Here is a 23,580-nt window from a genome sequence, read left to right as displayed (position 1 = left end):
AGTAAAACTATTATACATACAATTTTGTTATGAAAAGAACTGATTAAGTTTTTGAAGTCACAATGCTAGCCTTTGTAAGAAATATTAGCGATAATATAAAGCATTAAAATTCAATCATAGTATTTAAATGTCAAAACTAAATGCTTATTTTGGTGAGTATGGAGGTCAATTTGTACCACAAATACTTGTACCCGCTCTTGATCAACTAGAGCAAGAATTTATAAAAGCACAAGCTGATGAGGTTTTCAAACAGGAGTTTAGAGAGCTTTTAAAAGAGTATGCGGGCAGGCCCACAGCTCTGACAAAAACTAGAAATATAGTCAAAAACACAAAAACCAAACTATATTTAAAGCGTGAAGATCTACTACACGGTGGTGCTCACAAAACTAACCAAGTACTTGGTCAGGCTCTACTTGCCAAGAGAATGGGTAAAAATGAGATAATTGCAGAAACAGGTGCTGGGCAACATGGTGTTGCTACTGCTTTGGCTTGTGCACTACTTGATCTAAAATGCAGAGTATATATGGGTGCTAAAGATGTGGAACGCCAAAGTCCTAATGTCTTTAGAATGAAGTTAATGGGTGCTGAAGTCATACCAGTACATAGCGGTTCAGCAACACTTAAAGATGCTTGTAACGAAGCACTAAGAGATTGGTCTGCAAACTATAATAAAGCTCACTATTTATTAGGTACTGCTGCAGGACCTCACCCTTTTCCGACAATTGTTAGAGAGTTTCAAAGAATGATTGGTGAAGAAACCAAGCAACAGATCCTTGCCAAGGAAGGTAGATTACCTGATGCTGTGATTGCCTGTGTTGGTGGTGGTTCAAATGCTATTGGAATGTTTGCTGATTTTATTGATGAAACCAGTGTAAAACTGATAGGTGTAGAACCTGCTGGTAAAGGTATTGAAACTGGTGAACATGGAGCGCCTCTCAAGCACGGTAAAACTGGTATATTTTTTGGCATGAAAGCACCATTGATGCAAAATACTGATGGTCAGATTGAAGAATCATACTCTGTATCAGCCGGACTAGATTTTCCATCTGTAGGCCCACAACATGCTCATTTACTAGCAATAGGACGTGCTGAGTATGCTTCAGTTACTGATGATGAGGCGTTAGATTCTTTTAAATTGTTATGCAAAAAAGAAGGAATTATCCCCGCTCTAGAATCATCTCATGCCTTAGCATATGCTCTTGAGCTTGCTTACAACAATCCCGAAAAAGAGCAGCTTTTGGTTGTTAATTTATCTGGGCGTGGTGATAAAGATATTTTTACAGTACATGACATTTTAAAGGAAAAGGGAGAGATTTAGTAATGGATAGATATACAACCCTTTTTGCAAGTTTAGAGAAAAAAAATGAAGGTGCTTTTATACCTTTTGTAACACTTGGTGACCCTAATAAAGAATTATCTCTTGAGATTATTGACACTCTAGTTAGCTCAGGTGCTGATGCTCTTGAACTAGGCATACCTTTTTCAGATCCATTAGCAGATGGACCAACAATTCAAGAAGCAAATATTCGTGCTCTAGAGAGTGGCGTAACTCCTAGAGATTGTTTTGATATACTCACAAAAATAAGAGTAAAACACTCTCATATCCCCATTGGCTTATTGCTTTATGCTAATTTAGTCTATGCAAACGGTATAGAGAGTTTCTATCAAAAATGTTTAGCTGCTGGGGTTGATTCTATACTTATAGCTGATGTGCCAGCCCATGAATCTAAAGAGTTTCGTGATATTGCTAAAAAAGTAGGTATCTCTCAGATATTTATTGCTCCACCTGATGCTAGTGAGACTACTCTTAAACAAATTTCTGAACTTGGAAGTGGTTATACGTATTTACTATCGAGAGTTGGCGTAACAGGTGCAGAAACTGCAGCAAATATGCCTGTAGAAGATGTATTAGCTAAACTTAGAGAATATAATGCACCCAAGCCAATCTTAGGCTTTGGTATTTCTAAACCTGAGCAAGTACAACAAGCTATCAAAGCAGGTGCTACTGGTGCAATCTCAGGTTCTGCAACAGTAAAAATAATTCAAACCAATCTCTCAAATAAAGAAAAAATGCTTAGCGAGCTTGAATGTTTCGTTAAAGAAATGAAAGCCGCAACTAAAGATAATTAAAGATCAGCTTGCTTCTGTAAATTATAATTCTTCCTCCAAATTACATAACCATATATAGCATTTATTAATGCTACAATTTTGGTAATAATAACAGGAATAATTGCAATAGTAATTGCTGAATCCAAAATCCCATCAACCCAAATTGAAATTGTCAAAACATCTACAGCCAACCACAATATCCAAAACTCTTTAAATAACAATACTGTAAGTATAAAAGCTATAATTGAAGTAACTTCAACAATAGCATCTGCGACCAACCCCACATTTTGACCAAAATATAGATGTAAAACAAAGTACCCATATATAGTAGATACCACAGCTATAAAAACCAAAATACTTATAAACTGTAATCTCGTTAATTTTTTGATTTTTATATGTTTTTCTTTAGTTGTGTTTTTAGGTCTAGTCCAGTTATACCAACCATAAAACTGTATTGGACACAAAAAAAGTACCGCAAGAAGTAATTGACCATAAACTTGGTTTTGATACGAGATTACAGCGTACATAATTGCTGCTATAAGCCCTAAAACATAGTTAAAAACCTTCCCTTTAGCTGCCAATATCAGGTTTGTAATGCTGATAACAGAAAATACTAGTATAAATGCGCTACTCCCACTGATAGATGCCGCAACAACAGTTAATACTATACAGCTAACTAGCCAGCTAACCTCTCTTTTGCTCCAGCCAGTAAAAGTATTTTGTAACATACTCATTTTATAACTTAATAGAATATTTGAGATTGTATTTTAGAACTCTTGATATCAAGCTACAAGGATTATTTCATAGCTATAGATAGAAACTTGTCTATTTAGTTATGAAACTATAAATATACTTAGACAAAACTTTATGAGTATAGCTAGTTGGGTGCACCTGTCCGGCAAAAAGATATTTATCATATCTACCACTGACATAATCTTTTGGAATACAAGTAAGAGCATTTGGACCATCAAAGTCACACGCAGAGTGTGTTACATCAGAGAAGTTATACTCCACACCATTTACTTTTATTTTTCTATCTTTAACAATAGTATTGAAAAACTTTTGAGCATCAATGATACTTACAGAATCTGGCAGGATATTGCTTGCAAGCTTCTCATTAAATGCTCTAGATAGTGAGTTGAATAACTCCACTTTAAAACTCTTAGCATCTATTCCATTTTCTGTTACGGCTGGAGTTATACCTAAATCAGGCAAGTTAACTACAAATATATTTCTAGGTTCTGCTCCATGCTTAATCAAATATCTTACATCACTTGCTATATCTTCAGCAGCGCTTTCTACTTTTAGTATCTCATGGTCAGGCAATACTTCACCTGTGACTTTATATTTCATAAGATAGTATATCTTTGACAATATTGAGCGATTATCTGCGAAATATCCTAATTGAATAAAAAGATTATTAGCTCCTCCCCAAATAATATAAATACTATCAGGATCTGCCTTGTTCTGATGTTGCTTTAGATAACTATCAATTTGGTTATGCTTTTGAATATCCTCTTGTCCAACTGGACAGTTTTCACCCTCTCTCAAAGGTCCTAGTGGAGGTGGAGTATAGTCACCCTTATTACCAAGCCCTTTACAAACTGTCGTAGCTCCTCCAGCAGCATAGTTGTTGCCATCTAAAACAGGTTTCACTGATCTGTTGATGTTTTCACTTGGTGTATAAATATTATTTGGTGTAGATGAAATCTGATTATCTCGAGACAAAAACTGTATCCAAACAGTGTTACCTTTATCTGGACTTGTGAAGGTTGGTTGCTTAACCTCTTTCAAGTCGCCAGGAATTAGTGGCCAGCCACTATCTATATTGTGAAAATTATTTGCATATCCAGAGTCACTCAAACTATCACCAAAGATAACTATATTCTTTAGTTCTTGTGCAAAAGCTCCACTGCAAAAAAAATAGCAAATAATCAAAGTAAAGAAAGCTTTTTTATTCATATTTTATATAAAACTCTATAACAGGTGTGAATAATAGTACCTAAACAAAGCTTGTAAAGCCATATGGAGAGCTTCATCAAAACAACACTAAAACTTATATATATATTTTTTCCAATAAGCATAATTTATTACTTGAAAAACAGCAAAGTATCCTTAAATATATAACAGATACTATTTCTTAGGGGGAAATAATGGATATAAATAAATTTACAATAAAACTACAGGAAGCATTGGCAGAAGCTCAATCTTATGCTTTTCAGCAAAAAGCTACAGAGTTTACATCAGCACACATGCTGAAAGCTCTTTTGGAGCAAAATGATAGCGTTGCTATAGCTATATTAAGCGTTTGTGGTGTTGATACACAGAAGTTTGTAAAAGCTGTCAATGATATGGTTGATGGCGTTGCTGTATTATCTGGAGAAGGTAATCCTCAAATCACGCCATCTAGAGATCTGATAGCCACACTACATAAAATGCAAGATTTAGCTAATAAGAATGGTGATGAATTTATCTCAAGTGAGATTTTCCTATTAGCTTCTATAGAAGACAAAAGTTTAACTGGTCTGTACAGTAAGTTTGGCATTACAAAAGAAAAACTTACAAAAGCAGTCAATGATTATCGTGGAGGGGAAAAAGTGAGTAGTCAAAATCAAGAAGATATGAAAGGTGCATTAGACAAATACACAGTAGATCTAACAGATCTAGCTAAAAAAGGTAAAATCGATCCAATTATCGGTAGAGATAGTGAAATACGTAGGACTATACAAGTATTACAAAGAAGAACTAAGAACAACCCTGTGCTTATAGGTGAGCCTGGTGTTGGTAAAACTGCTATTGTAGAAGGTTTAGCTCAACGAATAATTAATAATGAAGTCCCAGAAGGCGTAAAAGGTAAAAAAGTTCTATCTCTAGATATGGGTGCATTATTAGCTGGTGCTAAATTTAGAGGAGATTTTGAAGAGAGATTAAAATCTGTTTTAAAAGAATTATCAAAACAAGAAGGTAATGTGATTCTATTTATAGATGAGTTACATACTATGGTTGGTGCTGGTAAAGCAGAAGGCTCGATGGATGCTGGCAACATGCTAAAACCTGCTTTGGCTAGAGGTGAGCTAAAATGTGTTGGTGCAACGACTTTAGATGAATATCGTGAGTATGTTGAAAAAGATCCTGCGCTTGAAAGAAGATTCCAAAAAGTGCTTGTTGATGAGCCAACTGTTGAAGATACTATTGCTATACTTAGAGGTCTGAAAGAAAGATATGAGTTGCACCATGGTGTAAACATTACAGATTCTGCTATTGTGAGTGCTGCTACATTATCACATAGATATATCACAGATAGACAACTGCCTGATAAAGCTATTGATTTAGTGGATGAAGCAGCTAGCCAAATTCGTATGGAAATAGACTCTAAACCTGAAAAAATGGAGAGCTTGTACCGTAGAATTATTCAGCTAAAAATGCAACGTGAGCAGTTAAAAAAAGAAAAAGATGACGCCACCAAGAAGCGTTTAGAAATACTAGAGGCTGAAATCAAAGGCTTAGAGTCTGAGTATCAAGGCTTTGAAGAACTATGGAAAGCAGAGAAGCTTAAGATGCAAGGAGCTAGTAAGCTTAAAGAAAAACTTGAAAAAGCTAAGTTTGAACTAGAAAAATACCAAAGAGCTGGTGATCTGACAAAGATGTCAGAACTACAATATGGTGTAATACCTGAACTTGAAACTCAAATAAAACAAATAGAAGAAACTGAGGCAGAACCTTCTGAGAATAAGCTTGTTAGAACATCTGTTACAGAAAATGAAATTGCCGATGTAGTTTCTAAAGCTACGGGTATACCTGTATCTAAGATGATGGAAGGAGAAAAAGATAAGCTTCTAAACATGGAAAGCTTCCTACATAAAAGAGTAATTGGACAAGATCAAGCGATAAAAGCAGTATCTAATGCTGTAAGAAGATCTCGTTCTGGATTATCAGATCCAAACAGACCAATAGGTTCATTTATGTTCTTAGGTCCAACGGGTGTAGGTAAAACTGAGCTTACAAAAGCATTAGCAGAATTCTTATTTGATGATGAAGATGCAATGCTTAGAGTAGATATGTCTGAGTTTATGGAGAAACATTCTGTAGCTAGACTAATCGGTGCTCCTCCAGGATATGTAGGTTATGAGCAAGGTGGTTACCTAACTGAGCATGTTAGAAGAAAGCCTTATTCTGTAATCTTATTAGATGAGGTTGAAAAAGCTCACGCAGATGTATTTAACATCTTGCTACAAGTATTAGATGATGGGCGACTAACTGATGGTCAAGGTAGAACAGTAGACTTCAAAAATACTGTAATAGTTATGACATCTAACCTTGGTTCGCATAGAATCCAAGAAATGCAAGGTCAAGACTATGACACAGTCAAAGACGCTGTAATGGAAATGGTACTTAGCCACTTCAGACCAGAATTTGTAAATAGAGTTGATGATACTATTGTATTTGAACCACTGAACAAAGAGATGATAACTGAAATCGCTAAGATACAAATCAAGCGTTTAGAAAAACGCTTAACTGATTTAGAGATTGCTCTAGAGGTGTCACCAAAAGCTATGGATAAGTTAGCAGATGCTGGTTTTGATCCTGTATTTGGTGCTAGACCATTAAAACGAGCTATACAAAATAACTTAGAAAATCCTCTTGCTCTTAAGTTACTCGATGGAGAATTTAAAGCTGAAGATAAAATAGTTATTGATACCGACGCTGACAACAATATTACTTTTTCTAAATAAATTCTACTGTATATTCCTTTAATTTTCTCTTTTTAGTTGATAAAAATTGATAAATACTTATCAATTTTTACCAATTTATTATTCTTTGGTTAAATTATATAATAGTAACCTATTTTTATATAAAATTTAAAAGACCATATTTGGAGAAATTATATGAATCTAAAATATAAAAAACTCTTACTCAGTTCATTGTTGGCAACATATGGAGCTACAGGTTATGCTTCAGCTGTAGACTATAAAGCTGGGACCAGCTACTCTAAAGGTCAAGAAGTTAATAATGCAGAATCTTGCTATGTATGTAATATCCCTGGATGGTGCTCTTCTTCAGCTGCTTGGGCTTATGAGCCAGGCAAAGGTACTGCTTGGCAAGAAGCTTGGACAGAAGGATGCAAAGATCCTGGTCCATCTCCAGAACCAACTGCAGAGAAAACGGTTTCCGTTAAAATATCAGGAGATAGTTTACCTAGTGATGCAAAAATTGAATTCTCAGCAAACAATACATCTTATACAGTTGTAAATAATCAGGTGACTTTACCATACTCTGATAGTCAGCCTACCCATTACATAATTAGTGTAACCAGTGGCTCAATTTCTCCTGACTTCTTTGATATGACTAAAGACTCCACTAATGTGCCATTAAAATACAAGAAAGCAACACCTCCATCTCCAGGTAAATGTGATGCTATACCAAGTAATGTACAAGAATATACTCCTGCAGCATCAGGCTACTCTGCCAAAGCTTTCGTTAGATTTGAAGGAAGTATTTATGAAAATATGAAATGGTGGACTGATCAGTCACCCAAAGAAGCTCCTGATTTTTGGACATTATGTGGAGACATAATTCAAACTCAAGTAAATGTCAAAACAACAGGTCTACCTCAAACTATAGATAAAATCGAGATTAAAATTGATTCTCAAACATATACTGTAAATCCTAACGACCCAACTCCTATAACAGTAGCGAAGGGTTCTCATAATGTTTCAGTTAGTAATGTCTTAAGCTCTGATGGCTCAACGAACTACGTTGCTAAAACTATTACACCTAACCCTATTGAAGTTAATGAAGAAAGTAAAAATATAAATTTAAATATAGCATTTGAAGCAGAAGATGTTAAACCTGCTAATGTTAGCTTCAATGTCAAGTTCCCTGAAGATGCTACACCAACTAAGACAGTGAATGCACAGAGAATATCTTCTACTGGAGATGTATATGGTGACTCTATAAACTTAGACAATGGTTCAAATACAACAAGCATCCCATCAAGAGGAGAGTTTATTATTAAACCTAGCACATTTAAATCAGGAGGTACTACTTATCAAGCAAATAGTATAACTATCGTAGATGGTCAAATTAAAGGTAATGACACAATTAATTACGAAGCTGCAGGTGCTTGGCCAGAGAAATCTATGGTTGGATACTGGGGTACTTGGACTTGGGGTCAAAGTCCAGAATTGGTAGAAAAATTAAGTGATTTTGCCGATTACTACAATGTAATAATCCCTGGGTTTTTGAAAGTCTCTGGGACTGATGTGCAAGGATTCTATGATCCTGTGAACCCTGAGTATCTCAGTCAAGCGATAGCAAAAGTTCATGCTAAAGGTGCTCTATTTATAGCATCTACGGGTGGACTAACAAACACATGGAATCCAACACTATCTAACGATAATACGGTATTAGCAGAGAATATTGTAAACTACCTTGCAGAAAACAACATGGATGGTTTTGATTTTGATCTTGAAGGGTCTTCTATAAAAGGTACTGCTACATGGCAAAATCAAATCAAAGATGTAATATCAAAAATGCGTGAGTATGCAGAAAGTGATAAAATGAAAGACAAATTCCCAAGAGGCTTCTACATCACAGCAGCTCCTCAAACATATATAGATACAGGAGTTCCTGCAAACATATACTGGACAGCAACAGGTGGCGCTTACAATATTTTCAAAGATATGCTTCCTACTGATGCTTGCGGTGGTAATGTCTGTTTTGATGCTCTTCTAATTCAAAACTACAATAATAAAGCCCCAGACTGGACAAATGAAGCACCAACGCTATCAATGAAAATAGCATCAGACTCACTGAAGACTGCTAACAATACAAAAACAAAAATAGTTATAGGTGATGACTTTGCTCCTAGTGAACATAGCTACGCTACACCAGAAGAGTTAAAGGCAGCATATACTACAGGAGATAGCGAAGGTTCTGCTCTTAATAGTTATGATAACTTCTCTGGATTTATGGTTTGGTCTTTAGGACAGAACCCTTCAACAGTTGACCCTCTAGACTTTGGTAAACAGATTACTGAGTTCTATCCTCTAGCAAAGAAGTAGTCTTTTCTAAAAAAACAAAACTGTACTTATCTCTTAGCTTTTATTAGTTAGCAACTTCGACATTTTTAAATTACTTAGTTGTTAATATTTGCGATATTCGATATATTTTTAAATATAATTTGTAAGCAAATCACTAGTGAAATAAAAATCTGTTATTAAAACGATAAAATAGCTATAGTTTACTCTAACAAATACCTAATATATAATTTAAGAAACTTAAGCTTAATCATCAAAACATGAGCAACTTCCAAGAAATTATTAGATCATATAGAGAGTACAAAGGCTTAAGTATAACGACTGTTGCTGATGCGATTAACATACCTGAAGAAACTATAATAATTATAGAACAAGGAGATAGTTATAAAATCACTCAACAGCCCTCAACCATATTAAAAGATAGAATAAAGCGATACTGTGAGTATCTTAACATCCCAAAAAACCATATAACTTATATATTAAACAGTATAGATATACTGTACTACAAGAAAGCCAAGTATGGGAAAATGAAGCTTTTTGACTACTTTAATCGTATAGCTATTATTAGCATATCTTTACTAATAATATACTTATCATCTAACATTATTGAGAAAAAAATAGCTAATTCCCACTCACCAAACACCCAATCAAACGATAAAAGTCTAAATACATTAGCAACAACAAACTATGAAAGCTTTATTCAAAAAAGTCAGCCACTGCTCTACAGTAGAGCAACTGATAAGCTTCCAATAACTCAAAAAAATACAGTTTCAAAGCAAGCAATTGATAATAACATAAGAGAATCAGATAGTAGCTCCGAGATTATAAAGCCTCAAATAGAAAAATCTCCTGATATTACAACAAAGTCAGAGAAGCAAGATAATGAGCATAATAAAACAGTACTAGAGAGTCAGCCGTCAACAATTTTAGAGCAAAAAAACCAAGATCAAAGTAATAATATAGAGTCTAAGAATCTATCTCCTCAAGCACAGGTAAATAATAAAACATATATAATAAAATCTGGTGACTCATTATATAAAATTGCACAGATGGTTTTAGATAAAATTGATAATAACGATGATTATAGTAATTATGATTTAATTCTCTCAATCAAAGGGTTAAATCTAAAAGATGATCCGGATATTATTAACGATACTATCTTTGCCGGTGAAGAGCTAAATATCCCTACAACTGATGAGCAAATTAAAAACGGTATAAAGATATACAAACAGTATAGTAATAATTAAGTCCTTAAAATTAACTTCATCGTTATAATTTTTTATATAATTCTAGATATATAGTATTATTTAAATATTATTTTTATAAGAATAACTGATTATGTATAGCAAAACACCAAAGATTAAAATCATGCTACTTGGCTCAGGTGAGCTTGGTAAAGAATTTATCATAGCAGCTCAGAGACTAGGTATACATACCATAGCAGTAGATCGTTATGAAAATGCCCCTGCTATGCAAGTAGCACATGAGAGTTTCGTTATAGATATGCTGAATGCTGATGCTCTTGAACAACTAATATTAGCAAAAAAACCAACATATATAGTTCCTGAAATTGAAGCTATAAATACTGATATATTAGTAAAATTGGAGGCTCATAACTTCAATATTGTCCCATGTGCCAAAGCTACAAAGCTCACTATGGATCGTCAAGGTATAAGATCTCTAGCAGCTAATGAACTTGGTCTAGCGACATCTAAATTTGCTTTTGCAAATAGTGAAAAAGAATATCTTGATGCTGTTGAGACTATAGGACTACCATTTGTAATTAAGCCAGTAATGAGCTCATCAGGTAAAGGACAATCTATGGTCAAGGAACATAACGAAGTTCAAAAAGCATGGGATTATGCCCAAAGTGGCTCTCGAGGTCATGCTAAAGGTGTAATTGTAGAGCAATTTATAGATTTTGATTATGAGATTACACTTCTAACTGTTAGACATAAAGATGGTACTTCATTTTGTGATCCTATCGGACATATCCAGAAAGATGGTGACTATAGATTCTCTTGGCAACCTCATGCAATGTCGAATATAGCTCTAGCGAAATCTCAAAAGATAGCCAAAGAGATCACAGATGCGCTAGGAGGATATGGAGTTTTTGGTGTTGAGTTATTTATAAAGGGTGATGAAGTATTTTTTAATGAAGTCTCTCCTCGTCCTCACGATACAGGCATGGTAACACTCATATCACAAAACATTAATGAGTTTGAATTACATCTGCGTGCAATATTAGGGTTACCAATACCACAAATACAAACTCTTCAACCCTCATCATCTGCTGCTATATTACTTGAAGGAGAATCTACAGATCCAAGTATATTAGGGATTGATGAAGCTCTAGCTGACTCAAGTATAGATATTAGAATTTTTGGCAAAAAAGAAATTCATGGTAAGCGTCGCATGGGAGTAGTTTTAGCTAAGGGTCAATCAACACAACAAGCTTTAGATGCTTCTAAAAAAGCCCTAAGCAAAATTTATCTAGCATAAAAATCAAAGCTTCCTAACTAGGTTGATACCATCTCCTATAGGAATAATACAAGCTTCCACTCTGCTATCATTATAAATTAATTTATTTAACTCTCTTATAATCAAGGTGTTTTGCTCATTATTACAATCATCTGCAACCCTACCCGACCAAAGCACATTATCTATTGCGATAACTCCACCTGAATTTATCAAATTTAAAGCTTTTTCATAGTAGTTAATATAATTTGGCTTATCCGCATCTATATATACAAAGTCAAACTTCTTAGCTTGCTTTTCAAACCTTTCTAAAGTTTCTAAAGCTGGTGCAATATTAAGATTAATTTTATGCTCAACGTTTGCTTCTTGCCAAAAGTGTTTGTATGGCTTGATATATTCATAACTAATATCACAGGCTTCTAGTTTACCTTCAGAGGATAATGCTTGAGCCATAATCAATGTTGAAAAACCTCTAAAAACACCGATTTCTAAAACATTTTTCGCACGAATCATTTTGATAAAAAGACTAATAAGCTGTAGCTGATTAGGTGAGCTAAGCATATGACTTAACTCATCATTTGCTGCTTTATCAAAGAGATCCTGTGCAGTTTTATCTAGTTTTACTGAATTCTCATTTATATATTGATTAAGGTTAGAGTTACTAAACAACGATGCTATAGACATAAAAGATGCCAACTAGTTTGATACGATAGTAATAAGTTTAGAGAATCACAAATAAAAAGACAATTGTGCTGTAAAAGGGCTACTTAATTTTAGTAATAGAAAATGTCCAGAACCAGAAAATAAGAGCATAAACACCCCACCATTCAACAATATTATGATTAACTGTTGTCTGATCCATAAATACTGACCATATCGAAAAAGCTGCCGTTATAAAAATGGCAAATCTACGCAAAATAAGTGGTACTTTATTAAGTCGATCTGAATATTTATATTCGATAATTGTATACCAAACCTGACAAACACTCATTAGCACAAAGAACACAGCAACGCCCTTTAGGTGAACTTTCATGAGAGTCTGCTGACCATCAATTACTGAAGTCCCAATGATTAAGCCAATACAACCAACAGATGCTAAGAAAAGCATAATCTTACCTTGCTTAATTATTGATTTTTTATTATCACTTATTTGAACAAGTAACTGTGTGATAAAAAAGAAAATCACTGCCATAAGCGTAGCAGTCGGTATTAGTATAGCCTTAAGCATATACTTCTCATACGATGTAAACCCAGCATGAGTAATATCAGAACAGCCAGAAATAAATGGATTACATAAGGTGTTATTACCATCAGCAATAGATACAAGATATGTTACAAAAAATAAAACCGCTACAGATATCGTTGTCGCAGCGATTAATTTTCTTGGGTCAAGTTCAGCTTTCATTTTTAACCAAAACATTATTATAAATATTATGCTAATACTATCACTTGTTAATGAATATTTCTAACTTTAGCTCTTTTATTTTATGCTTTAGCAGTATACAAAACGTTAACTCTGGGAGAGATAATCTGCCAAAATAGATTAATATTTACCTTTTTCATATCTATGCTATAATTTGTGGGTTTCTTTTAACAAAAGTAAAATAACGAAAGGATTTAATAAAATGCCATTTGTAGTTACTGAAAATTGTATCAAATGTAAATATGGTGACTGTGTAGAAGTATGTCCTGTTGACTGTTTCTATGAAGGTCCTAATATGTTGGTAATAAACCCAGATGAGTGTATCGACTGTGCTCTATGTGAGCCTGAGTGTCCTGTTGATGCTATCAAATCTAGCGATGATCTTACGGAGAGCCAAGAGCAGATGCTTGATCTAAACAGAGAGCTTGCTGGTATTTGGCCAAATATCGTAGAGAAATGCGACCCTTGTGAGGACGCTGACAACTGGGCATCTGTTCCAGATAAGTTAAAATATTTAGAAAAATAATCTTTCATTTTTATCTAAGAATCTTATCTTATTTTCTTCATAAGCTTATTTTTTTGTCGGCAGCTATTTATAAAAAGTGTATAATGATACCAATGATTTTAAGCTTTAGTACAAACTGATAGTTAAATAAACCTACTAAAATTTATGGAGAGTTTTTGATGAAATCTTTTTTAAAAAAGATTTGGAATATACTGATGTGGGCCAGGATGACTGCGTTCCAACTCTATTCGTTTGCTGTTATTGGTGGTAGTAGCATACTTATAAATATATTTACTTTTTTTAACCTTCCCATTTCTTGGAGAATGGCGGTTTGTAAAGTTTGGACTTATCTTTATTGGATAGGTATGCTTGTTTTTTTACAAGTATACATCCGTGTAACAGGTCGTATAAATATCGACAAAGATTATCCTTGCATATACGTGTCTAAGCATCAATCAATGCTAGAAACATTTATGTTTTATGGCTTGATTGGTAAGTGTCACTTTATCATGAAAAAAGAGCTTTTTGATGCTCCAATCTTTGGTACAGCAATGAAAAACTTAGGCAGTATCGCTATAGATAGAGATAAGCCTAGAGAGTCACTAAAAAAAGTAGTCACTGACGGTAAACAAAGCTTAGCTGATGGCATAAATGTTGTAATTTTTCCAGAGGGTACAAGAGTTGAAGTTGGAGAGTATCCAGAGTTTCAGCGCTCTGCAATGAAGCTAGCAGCTGATGCTAACACCTATATTATTCCTGTAGCTCACAACTTTGGGAGATTTTTCCCTAAGAAATGGGGGCAAGTTATTAAGCCAGGTATTGCTAGAATGGATTTTGGTAAACGCATTGATCCTAGAGATTTTGACTCAAAGACTCTGACTACTCACTGCCATAAGGTAATAACAGAAAAAACAAAAGAGTTTAAAGGTTAAGAAGAGGTCCATCAGATGAAAAAAATTATTCATCTACTATTATTAGCAAGAATGCAGGTTTTCAAGGTTTACGGGTATATAGTATTATTATTTTCTTGTTTACTTATGAATACTGTTGGCGTATTAGGAGCATCATTAAAAGTTAGATTATTTGTTTGCTGGATATGGTCTTGTCTATATCGCTTAGGAACTCTAGTCATACTACAAATATATGTAAAAATTGAAGGTAAAGAAAATATTCCAGACTATCCCTGTATTTATGTTTCTAAACACCAGTCAATGTTAGAGACTTTTGTATTTTATGGTCTTGTTCATGATTGTTGCTTTGTGATGAAGCAAGAGTTACTAGAAAAACCAATTTTTGGTAAGACAAACATATTTGCTGAAGCTATTGGTGTAGATAGATCAAAAGGTCTTTCTGCAATCAAAAAAGTTTTAGAGGATGGCAAAGATAGAATAGAAAATAAAAATTTAAGCATTATAATCTTCCCAGAGGGTACAAGAGTACCTGTTGGTGAATATCCAAAATTTCATCGCTCTGCAATGAAACTAGCTAAAGTATCAAATATTCCTATAATCCCTGTGGCTCATAACTTTGGAGTATATTTTGGACGTAAAAAAGGTGACTTTGTGAAGCCTGGTATCGCTAGAATGTCTTTTGGAAAACCTATTGATCCAAAAGATTACTCTGTCGCTGAGTTGACTGATCTTTGCTATGACATCATCAACGATAAAACTAAGTCTTATGGTGGTTAATCAAATATTTATTTGATACAAAACTCCGCAATAATTGGATTATGATCTGATATTTTTTTGCAATCTAAAACAGATGCTTTTTCAAGGTTTAGAGCTCTGTATAATACAAAATCTAAATGATTGCTCTGAAAAGATTTGACTAATTGAGGCTCATCTATAAAAGCCACTTTAAAGCTAAACTCTCTACAGAAATCTTTGATTAATTTAACTCGTCTTCTATTCCAAGTATTAAAATCCCCTGCAATTATAATAGGATGCTTATATTTCTCTGGAGAGATATATTCTTTTATTTTCTCAAACTCATATTCATAAACTTTATTACTTTTGAAATTGATTGCATGGATATTCACAACAACAACTTTTGTGCCCGCTATATTTAAATGTGTAATCAAAGAAGCTTTGTGAGTATTTATTACAGACTCTCGATGAGTTGTAAGTATTTTGACATTTTTTATCACTGGGAAATGACTAACTGTAGCTACCCCATAATTATGTGAACGTAATACAATATTAGATGCGAAGTTTATATCAAATTTGTCGATAGGAAACTTAGTATCATGCTGATGTACTGCTTCTTGTAGACAAAAGATATCAATATTGTGATTAAAGTATGTATGTCTGATATAAGCTTTGAATGCTTCTGTATCTTTATAGTCAATTTTGTATGAGTTCCAACTCATTAAGCAGAATTTTGTAGATTGATTTTGTTGTGAGTTTCTTTCAAACATTTAATCAACTAGAGTTGAATCATCATAATTTCATTATATATTAAAAATACTTATACAGTTATATTAGTGAGGTTTTCTAGCTATAAACCTTAGAACTATATAACCACAAACTCCTGAGAGTAAAGAACCTAATATCACACCTACTTTGATCGCATTAAGAGTATGATTATCATCAAAAGCGAGAGTTCCAATAAATAAACTCATGGTAAAACCTATGCCGCATAAAAGGCTTATACCATATATCTGAGAACTCGAAAAAGACTCTCCTAGCTTAAATAGTTTCAGCTTCTTTGAAATAGCTAATATGGAGAAAATACCTAACTGCTTACCGACAAATAATCCCAATATAATACCTAATGTAATTGGCTCAAATATTATAGAAACACTCATCCCTGAGAAATTGATACCAGCATTAGCAAATGCAAATATAGGTAGTATAAAATAGATAACCCAAGGATGAAGAGACTCTTCCATAAAATTAGCTGGAGAATCTTTGTCATTCTCTATAAAAGGAATACACAGCGCTGTTGTAAAACCTGCCAAAGTTGCATGAACTCCAGACTTAATCGTACAAAACCAAGCAAAAAAACCAAGAACCACATATACAGAACTTCTATTAACTTTAAATACTCTATTACAAATAATCATCGCCAATATAAAAAGAGTCCCTAAAGATAGCGAAAGTAACGATAGTGACTTGGTATAAAATATCGCAATAATTACTATTGCAGCTATATCATCAAAAATAGCGATTGTAATAACCAATAGCTTTAGCTTTGCTGGGATTCTTGAACCAAGTAGGGCTAATATACCTAGAGTAAATGCTATATCTGTTGCAGAAGGTATTGCCCAACCTGTGATATTAGCATCATAGTTAATTGATAAATATATCAAGCTTGGAACTGCTAATCCTGCAAGAGCTGCTATAGCCGGTATTATAATATTAGAAGGCTTTGATAATGCCCCAGAGATTATCTCTCTTTTGATTTCTAAACCAATATATAAAAAATATATGGCCATCAAACCATCATTAATCCAATGCATCAAGTTTTTGTCGATAACGAGATTTTCAATTCCTAGTTTGACATTGATTGTCTCAAGCATTCCATAGTAGATAGATAATGGTGAGTTATTTATAAGTATTGCAACAAAAGCTGCAGCAAAGAGAGTTAACCCTCCGACTATCTCTTGATTATTTTGGTTTGCACTCATATTTATAGTATCTAAAAGATTTCAATAGTATTAATTATCTAATAGCTTGAGGTATAATTCTACTCATGCAAAAACTAATTTTTGTGCTCAATGATAAATAACATTCCCAAAGCTTGGTATGCTATAGCTCATATCAAAGAAATCAAATCTAAACCTATCAAGCTAGAGAGACTCGGTAAAAATCTTGTTTTATGGAAAGATGCTGAGAAAATAATAGCTATGGAAAATCGCTGTCCTCATCGTGGTGCAGAATTAAGTTTAGGCAAAGTATGTGACGGAGCTATAGCTTGTCCTTTTCATGGCTTTAGATTTGACGCACAAGGCAACTGTATATACACACCAGAAACTCAAGGCGCTATCCCAAAACTACAGGTAAAAAGCTATCCAACAAAAATTGTCGCTGACATGATTTGGATAAATGTTTTTGATGAAGAACTAGATAATAGCTACGCTTTTGAATTTGCACAAAACCTATATAATGATTTTGTTGGTAAGTACTCTCTTTTGACTGACACATGGAACAACAATATCCGCCACTGTATCGAGAACCAACTTGATTATACTCACTTAGCTACTGTGCATAAGAGATCTATCGGCAGAGGATACAAAATCCCTCAAGATATAAAACTAAATATAAGTGATGAATATATAGAAGCACTAAAAAACCAACGTTTAATGCTAAAGTACATCTTTCCTAATTTTTGGTTACTTAATAATGCTGATAAACTTAAAATCTGTGTTTATTTTGTGCCTATTAATGAGCATCAAACAAAGCTATATTTAGTAAACTATCGTAAATTTTTGACTGGTAAAATCATCAAACCTATCGCAGATATAGTCTTTAGTATCACCAATAAAATCATTCTTAATGAAGATAAAAGAGTTGTTAAAACCCAGAAATATGATGAAAAATACGATACTGATGATTTTCTATTACGTCATGATCAAATCATCAAAGAATTTAGAAAGATTTGGCATACTCCAGATTAAAATATTTCTCAAAAGTTTGTAAATACTATACAATCAAAAAACACTCTATTAACTTATCTATGATTATGAAATACAGTCTACCTGTTAGGGTTCTACATAGCTTATTGGCTTTTTTGATAATAGCTCAACTTATTTTGGGCTTCGGTTATGCTTATGATTTATTTGATTCAAGATGGATTATGACTTTGCATAAATCTTTTGGTTTAGTAATTTTCTTTGTGATACCTCTTTTAGTTGTTGCTAGGTTTTTTAGTATCAAACCACCATATAACCCACCACTACCATTACTACAATTAATCATAGCTAAAATAGTGCATCTTGGCTTATATATTTCAGCTTTTGGTATGGCTTTTTCGGGAGTAGTTGGCTCGATGCTAATGGGCTACCCATGGAAGATATTCTTTGTGATACCATTTCCAGAGATCATAACTCCAAACTTTGAATTAGGTAGCAAAATCTTTAGTTATCACTATATCTTTGCTTCAGTTTTATTAGTGCTAGTAGTACTACATATAGCTGCTGCTCTACACCACCAGTTAATAGTAAAAGATAATATCTTAGCTAGAATGAAGTAATTAATATACAGAGGATCTAATAATAAATATGTTACAAAAAAATCAACGTAAAGCACTATTACTATCAAGTTTAGGCGGTATGCTTGAGTTTTATGATTTTATTATCTACGCTCTACTTGCTAGTTATATTTCTAAGCTTTTCTTCCCTATTCAGTCAGCAATTACATCTTTATTAATCGCATTCAGTGCTTATGCTGTTGGCTATCTTGCTAGACCTTTTGGTGGCATTATTTTTGGTCATTTTGGTGATAAATATGGAAGGAAAAAGACTTTTACAATCTCTATTTTGATTATGGCATTATCAACATTTTTGATTGGTATATTGCCTACTTATAGTAGTATTGGGATTATGGCACCTATATTGTTAGTACTATGCAGAATAGCTCAAGGAATATCAGTTGGTGGCGAGATACCAGGTGCTATTACCTATGTTGGTGAGGCTGTTCCTGAGAAGCGTGGCTTTATGACTGCGGTAATTTTTGGATTCTTGATACTTGGTGTAGCGATAGGATTTATAGTTGAAAGTTTGCTATTAGAGTTCTTCACAAGTCAAGATATGCTTGCCTATGGTTGGCGTATACCTTTTATATTAGGTGGTCTATTTGGGCTTGTTGCATACTATCTTAGACGTCAGCTTATTGATATCAAAGAATTTAACCCTTTTGTGAATGAAGAGTTTTCTCTACCGATTACAAAGATGTTTCTAACTCATCGCTGGAACTTGATCTATTCAACAATTATCGTGTCATTTGGCGCTCTTTGTTTTGTGACACTATTTTTGTTATTACCGGCATATTTTAGTACTATTCTAAATCTTCACTTAGATAACTTCACATGGATTAATAGTCTTGGTGTGATTATTATTTCTATTCTTTGTGTGGTTGTTGGTTTATTTGCTGATAAAGTTAGTAGAAATTTGATTTTGTTAGTTAGTATATTGGCTACCTGTGCTTTTAGTTTTGTAATTTATACTACATACACATCACATCAAAAATTCTATTTCATCGCTATAGTTCTTAGTGCTATTTTGGTAGCTCTTTGTTGGGGCAATATACCTGCGATGCTGATTGATTTATTTAAGCAAGATATTCGCTACACTGGTATAGGTTTTGCTTATAATTTAGGATTTGCTGTCTTTGGTGGTCTGACACCTATGATTGTAATCAGTACTATCAAATTCTCAAATAATAATTTAGCTCCGGCATATATACTAACAGCTGGTGCGATAATCACTCTTATAGCTATGATTGCAAACCTTATTATCTCCAAAAGATAATATGATCCATATACACTTGCATTGCTGATTACTCCCTTAATAATTACTTCAACCATCTTTAACGTATATACTAAAATTATTGATAAACTAGATTTTTCAAGTAATACTTAAGTTATTAACTTTTTAAAGTGACTTTATTTTTATGATTAGAATCTTTGTAACACTAGCTCTTTTGTTAACTATTTCAAAAGTTAGTTTCGCTATTGGTCAGATAAATTATGATGAAACTAAAGTTGGAACATATAAGCTTCCTGATGCTTTAATAATGAATGATGGCAAAGAAGTCACTACAAAAGAACAATGGCAAGAGCGAAGAGCTCAAATAATAGACTTATTTAAACAAAATGTTTACGGTGATATCCCAAGAGATAATTTAGAACTTAGATATAAAGTTATTTAAGAAAATGATAAAGCATTAAATGGTAAAGCTATAGAAAAACAGGCTGTTTTGTATATTGGTAAAACCAAAGTAAATTTACTAATATATCTTCCTAATCAACAGAAAAAAAATTATCCAATATTTTTGGGATATAATTTCTGTGGCAACCAAAGTGTAACTAGCGATCCCGATATACTAATCAATAATAACTGGGGAAATCCCGTGACCTGTCTTAAACCTACAGATCCTAAAGGAGCGTTGGTTGATAATCATTTTACAGCTCAATCAAGAGGATATAGATCTAGTAGATTTGACTTAGAAGATATCATTAATAATGGTTACGGTCTAGTTACTGCTTATTATGGAGACATTGCACCGGATAATGCACAGAAACTTTATGATAATGTGTCTCAAAGTCTTAAAAACTATAAAGATTACTCAGCAATTAGCCTTTGGGCATGGGGTTTAATCAATATCTCTAATGGATTAAAAAACGAGCCTTTAATCAATCAAAATAAAATTATTGTTTTTGGACACTCCAGACTTGGTAAAACAGCGCTTTGGGCAGCAGCACTAGATCAAAATTTTGCAATGGTAATATCTAATGACTCAGGTACCGGAGGCGCAAGCTTATCAAAACGAAACTATGGAGAAACTTTATACTCAATAAATACAGAGTTCCCATACTGGTTTTCTAAAAACTTCAAAAAATATAATAATAACACACAAGCTCTGCCGGTAGATCAACATATGTTACTTGATCTAATTGCTCCTAGACCACTATATGTTGCTAGTGCAGAGGACGATCAATGGGCTGATCCTAATGGTGCATTCCTCGCTGCTAAAGCTACATCACCAGTGTATAAACTCTTTGGAGAAGCAATAAATCTGCCTAAAAATCAGCCTGCAATTAACAAACCAGTGATAGGTATAGTTAGTTATCATATAAGATCTGGAGGTCATGATCTAACAACCTTTGATTGGCAACAATATATAAAAGCAGCAAACTTATTTGTCAATTTTTAATTATTTATATACAAACAGATCTCAAAACTATACTGAAATAGTATAATTTATAATTCAACAAAATTTAATCCTCATTAAGTCAGCAGATACTTACAGCCTATATTTTGGTATAATATATATATAGTTATGTAGTTTTGGATTTGTCCTAATGCACGAGTTTTCATTGTGTCAAAGTGTCATAAATATCGCTAAGAAAGCAGCCGAAAATAACTCTAAAAAAGTATCTAAAGTAGTTGTCAAAATTGGCAACTTGGCTGGTGTAGATGTTGAATCTTTTGAGTTTTGGTTTCCAGTCGCGGCAAAAGATAGTGTATTAGAGCAAGCAAAGCTAGAAATAGTACATGAACAAGCTATAGCAAAGTGCAAAGCTTGTGAACATGAATTTGAATTAACCAGATTATATGAGCAATGCCCAAACTGTGGTAGTTTTGAGAAAGATATTCTCAAAGGTAAAGATATGCTCGTAGAATCTATAGTTTTTAATTAAGGAGTAAATTATGTGTACAACTTGCGGATGTGGAACAGATAGCAATCATCATCACCATCATCATGGTCATGAAGGCGACGCTGTAAAGTTAGAAAAAGCAATCTTAGAGGCAAATGATCAATATGCCGAGCAAAATAGAGAAGTGTTAGCTAAGGATAATAATATTGCGCTAAATTTTGTCTCAAGCCCTGGTTCTGGTAAGACTTCTCTACTTGAGAGAACTATCAAAGAGCTTGGTAGTAGCCACCCTATCGCGGTTGTTGAAGGAGATCAGCATACAGATCTAGATGCTGAGAGAATCCGTAAAGCTGGTGCAAAAGCTTATCAGATAAATACTGGTAAAGCTTGCCATCTAGATGCTCACATGGTTGGTCATGCTTTTGAACATCTTGGTGAAATCAAAGATGGTTTTGTGATGATTGAGAATGTTGGTAACTTAATATGTCCAGCAATGTTTGATCTTGGTGAAAAACATCGTGTAGCTGTTATCTCAACGACTGAGGGTGCTGATAAGCCACTTAAATATCCAGATATGTTTTATTATGCTGATGTGGTTGTTATCAATAAGATTGATCTATCGCCTTATGTAGATTTTGATATCCAAGAATGTATCGCTAATATTAAAAAAATTCGTTCAGATGTAAAAATATTTAAGCTATCTGTAAAAACTGGTGCTGGTTTTGATAGCTGGTTGGATTGGTTGAGAGGATTGAAATAAATACATAAAGGAGATATACATGAAAACACTAGAACAAGGACAATTAGCTCCAAACTTTAAACTAGAAAATCAAAACAATGAAGAAGTATTACTAAGCGACTTTAAAGGTAAAAAAAATGTCTTAATTTACTTCTACCCAAAAGCTATGACTCCAGGGTGTACAACTCAATCTATAGGTCTAAGTAGCATTAATGACAAATTAGCTAAGCTTGATACTGTAGTTCTTGGTATTAGTCCAGATGCTCCAAAACGCCTCAAGAAATTTGAAGAAAGAGATAACCTAACAATACAACTTCTAAGTGATGAAGATCACAAAGTCGCTGAACAATTTGGTGTCTGGGGCGAGAAGAAGTTTATGGGTAAAGTATATGATGGCATCCATAGAATTAGCTTCTTTATCGACAAAGATGGCAAGATAAACCATGTGTTTAATAAGTTTAAAACGAAAGATCATCATGAGATTGTCTTAGAGTATATTGAGAATTATAAGAATTCATAATTAAGAGATGTCATGCTGAATTTATTTCAGCATCTCACAGCAAGTATTAATAACATTGAGATCCTGAAACAAGTTCAGGATGACTTGTTTATTTAAAGCTATTTCTAATTCCATTTCGGGTACGAAGGGGTGGCAGTCGCAGACTGACGAGGTAGTTTTAAAATGTATGACTAATGATTTTAAGTAGTTAAGAGATCCCCGTGTCAAGCACGAGGATGACAGAAAAAGAAATAGTGTCATTCTATGGCTTGACCATAGAATCCAAAAGCCATGGAGAAAATCTATAGTTTAACAATGGATACTACGGTCGGAGCCGTAGTATTGTAAGTTAAATCCCTAGTATAATTTTACCTAAGGAGTCAAATTAAAGTGAAAAGCTTTAGTTATAAGCTAAGCGACCGTCGTAGGATAGATTTACACAATCGTCGTCATCAAGGTACTTAGGTT

Annotated in this window: 23 protein-coding genes; 17 read left to right on the top strand and 6 right to left on the bottom strand. The window is 33.7% G+C overall.

What is annotated here, in order from left to right:
* Positions 1-127: 127 nt before the first annotated feature.
* Positions 128-1,318, top strand: coding sequence for a tryptophan synthase subunit beta (gene trpB, locus F3D57_RS07630; protein WP_150465800.1), 1,191 nt, complete (start codon positions 128-130; stop codon positions 1,316-1,318).
* A gap of 2 nt (positions 1,319-1,320) precedes the next feature.
* Entirely contained in the window at positions 1,321-2,130 is an 810-nt protein-coding gene (gene trpA, locus F3D57_RS07625) for a tryptophan synthase subunit alpha (protein ID WP_150465799.1), read from the top strand.
* On the opposite strand, the gene pnuC is transcribed toward trpA, so the two are convergent.
* Complete coding sequence (pnuC, locus tag F3D57_RS07620) at positions 2,127-2,843, bottom strand: nicotinamide riboside transporter PnuC (RefSeq protein ID WP_150465798.1); 717 nt, start codon at positions 2,841-2,843, stop codon at positions 2,127-2,129. The two genes, trpA and pnuC, sit on opposite strands and share 4 nt — an antisense overlap.
* A gap of 91 nt (positions 2,844-2,934) precedes the next feature.
* Positions 2,935-4,071 (bottom strand): SGNH/GDSL hydrolase family protein, encoded by a 1,137-nt coding sequence (locus F3D57_RS07615; RefSeq protein WP_150465797.1) that lies wholly within the window; start codon positions 4,069-4,071, stop codon positions 2,935-2,937.
* 191 nt (positions 4,072-4,262) lie between these two features.
* Here F3D57_RS07615 and clpB point away from each other — a divergent pair, with 191 nt between their 5' ends.
* From clpB to purT, 4 genes are all read left to right on the top strand, one after another.
* Positions 4,263-6,842, top strand: a complete 2,580-nt coding sequence (clpB, locus tag F3D57_RS07610) for an ATP-dependent chaperone ClpB (RefSeq protein WP_150465796.1) — start codon at positions 4,263-4,265, stop codon at positions 6,840-6,842.
* Between the two features lie 153 nt (positions 6,843-6,995).
* Positions 6,996-9,173 carry a glycosyl hydrolase family 18 protein gene (locus F3D57_RS07600; protein ID WP_191092374.1) on the top strand — a complete coding sequence of 726 codons (2,178 nt, stop codon included), beginning with the start codon at positions 6,996-6,998 and terminating at the stop codon, positions 9,171-9,173.
* 236 nt (positions 9,174-9,409) lie between these two features.
* A complete protein-coding gene (locus F3D57_RS07595) occupies positions 9,410-10,396 on the top strand; it encodes a helix-turn-helix domain-containing protein (RefSeq protein ID WP_150465794.1) in 987 nt (328 codons plus the stop codon).
* 91 nt (positions 10,397-10,487) lie between these two features.
* Complete coding sequence (gene purT, locus F3D57_RS07590; protein ID WP_150465793.1) at positions 10,488-11,651, top strand: formate-dependent phosphoribosylglycinamide formyltransferase; 1,164 nt, start codon at positions 10,488-10,490, stop codon at positions 11,649-11,651.
* Positions 11,652-11,654: 3 nt separating this feature from the next.
* Here the strand turns inward: purT and F3D57_RS07585 are convergent, their stop codons facing one another.
* Positions 11,655-12,311 carry an O-methyltransferase gene (locus F3D57_RS07585; protein WP_150465792.1) on the bottom strand — a complete coding sequence of 219 codons (657 nt, stop codon included), beginning with the start codon at positions 12,309-12,311 and terminating at the stop codon, positions 11,655-11,657.
* Positions 12,312-12,390: 79 nt separating this feature from the next.
* Positions 12,391-13,032: a hypothetical protein gene (locus F3D57_RS07580; protein WP_150465814.1), complete on the bottom strand. Its 642-nt coding sequence runs from the start codon at positions 13,030-13,032 to the stop codon at positions 12,391-12,393.
* A gap of 220 nt (positions 13,033-13,252) precedes the next feature.
* Here F3D57_RS07580 and fdxA point away from each other — a divergent pair, with 220 nt between their 5' ends.
* The 3 genes from fdxA (at position 13,253) to F3D57_RS07565 (ending at position 15,243) form a co-directional block, all read left to right on the top strand.
* Positions 13,253-13,576, top strand: coding sequence for a ferredoxin FdxA (gene fdxA / locus F3D57_RS07575; protein WP_013923683.1), 324 nt, complete (start codon positions 13,253-13,255; stop codon positions 13,574-13,576).
* A gap of 158 nt (positions 13,577-13,734) precedes the next feature.
* Positions 13,735-14,487: a lysophospholipid acyltransferase family protein gene (locus tag F3D57_RS07570; RefSeq protein ID WP_146421513.1), complete on the top strand. Its 753-nt coding sequence runs from the start codon at positions 13,735-13,737 to the stop codon at positions 14,485-14,487.
* Positions 14,488-14,502: 15 nt separating this feature from the next.
* Entirely contained in the window at positions 14,503-15,243 is a 741-nt protein-coding gene (locus F3D57_RS07565) for a lysophospholipid acyltransferase family protein (protein WP_146421514.1), read from the top strand.
* Positions 15,244-15,251: 8 nt separating this feature from the next.
* On the opposite strand, the gene F3D57_RS07560 is transcribed toward F3D57_RS07565, so the two are convergent.
* Both F3D57_RS07560 and nhaA read right to left on the bottom strand, forming a co-directional pair.
* Positions 15,252-15,971, bottom strand: a complete 720-nt coding sequence (locus F3D57_RS07560; protein WP_150465791.1) for an endonuclease/exonuclease/phosphatase family protein — start codon at positions 15,969-15,971, stop codon at positions 15,252-15,254.
* A 63-nt stretch (positions 15,972-16,034) separates the two neighbouring features.
* Positions 16,035-17,183: a Na+/H+ antiporter NhaA gene (nhaA, locus tag F3D57_RS07555; RefSeq protein WP_150465790.1), complete on the bottom strand. Its 1,149-nt coding sequence runs from the start codon at positions 17,181-17,183 to the stop codon at positions 16,035-16,037.
* Between the two features lie 93 nt (positions 17,184-17,276).
* On the opposite strand from nhaA, the gene F3D57_RS07550 reads away from it, so the two are divergent.
* From F3D57_RS07550 to bcp, 8 genes are all read left to right on the top strand, one after another.
* Positions 17,277-18,173: an aromatic ring-hydroxylating oxygenase subunit alpha gene (locus F3D57_RS07550; RefSeq protein ID WP_150465813.1), complete on the top strand. Its 897-nt coding sequence runs from the start codon at positions 17,277-17,279 to the stop codon at positions 18,171-18,173.
* Between the two features lie 59 nt (positions 18,174-18,232).
* Entirely contained in the window at positions 18,233-18,748 is a 516-nt protein-coding gene (locus F3D57_RS07545; protein WP_191092373.1) for a cytochrome b, read from the top strand.
* 28 nt (positions 18,749-18,776) lie between these two features.
* A complete protein-coding gene (locus F3D57_RS07540; RefSeq protein WP_150465788.1) occupies positions 18,777-20,024 on the top strand; it encodes an MFS transporter in 1,248 nt (415 codons plus the stop codon).
* 142 nt (positions 20,025-20,166) lie between these two features.
* A complete protein-coding gene (locus F3D57_RS07535) occupies positions 20,167-20,424 on the top strand; it encodes a hypothetical protein (protein ID WP_150465787.1) in 258 nt (85 codons plus the stop codon).
* Between the two features lie 201 nt (positions 20,425-20,625).
* Complete coding sequence (locus F3D57_RS07530) at positions 20,626-21,429, top strand: hypothetical protein (protein ID WP_150465786.1); 804 nt, start codon at positions 20,626-20,628, stop codon at positions 21,427-21,429.
* A 148-nt stretch (positions 21,430-21,577) separates the two neighbouring features.
* The gene (gene hypA / locus F3D57_RS07525; RefSeq protein ID WP_042517076.1) at positions 21,578-21,916 is read left to right on the top strand and encodes a hydrogenase maturation nickel metallochaperone HypA; all 339 of its coding nucleotides are present in this window, start codon (positions 21,578-21,580) and stop codon (positions 21,914-21,916) included.
* 10 nt (positions 21,917-21,926) lie between these two features.
* Positions 21,927-22,634, top strand: coding sequence for a hydrogenase nickel incorporation protein HypB (gene hypB, locus F3D57_RS07520; protein ID WP_150465785.1), 708 nt, complete (start codon positions 21,927-21,929; stop codon positions 22,632-22,634).
* Between the two features lie 19 nt (positions 22,635-22,653).
* The gene (bcp, locus tag F3D57_RS07515; protein ID WP_150465784.1) at positions 22,654-23,133 is read left to right on the top strand and encodes a thioredoxin-dependent thiol peroxidase; all 480 of its coding nucleotides are present in this window, start codon (positions 22,654-22,656) and stop codon (positions 23,131-23,133) included.
* Positions 23,134-23,580: the final 447 nt, after the last annotated feature.

It is taken from the genome of Francisella sp. SYW-2, assembly GCF_008711475.1.
Lineage (GTDB): Bacteria > Pseudomonadota > Gammaproteobacteria > Francisellales > Francisellaceae > Francisella > Francisella salimarina.
The sequence above is the reverse complement of the archived record's forward strand: the minus strand, read 5'-3'. Positions and strand labels throughout refer to the sequence as shown.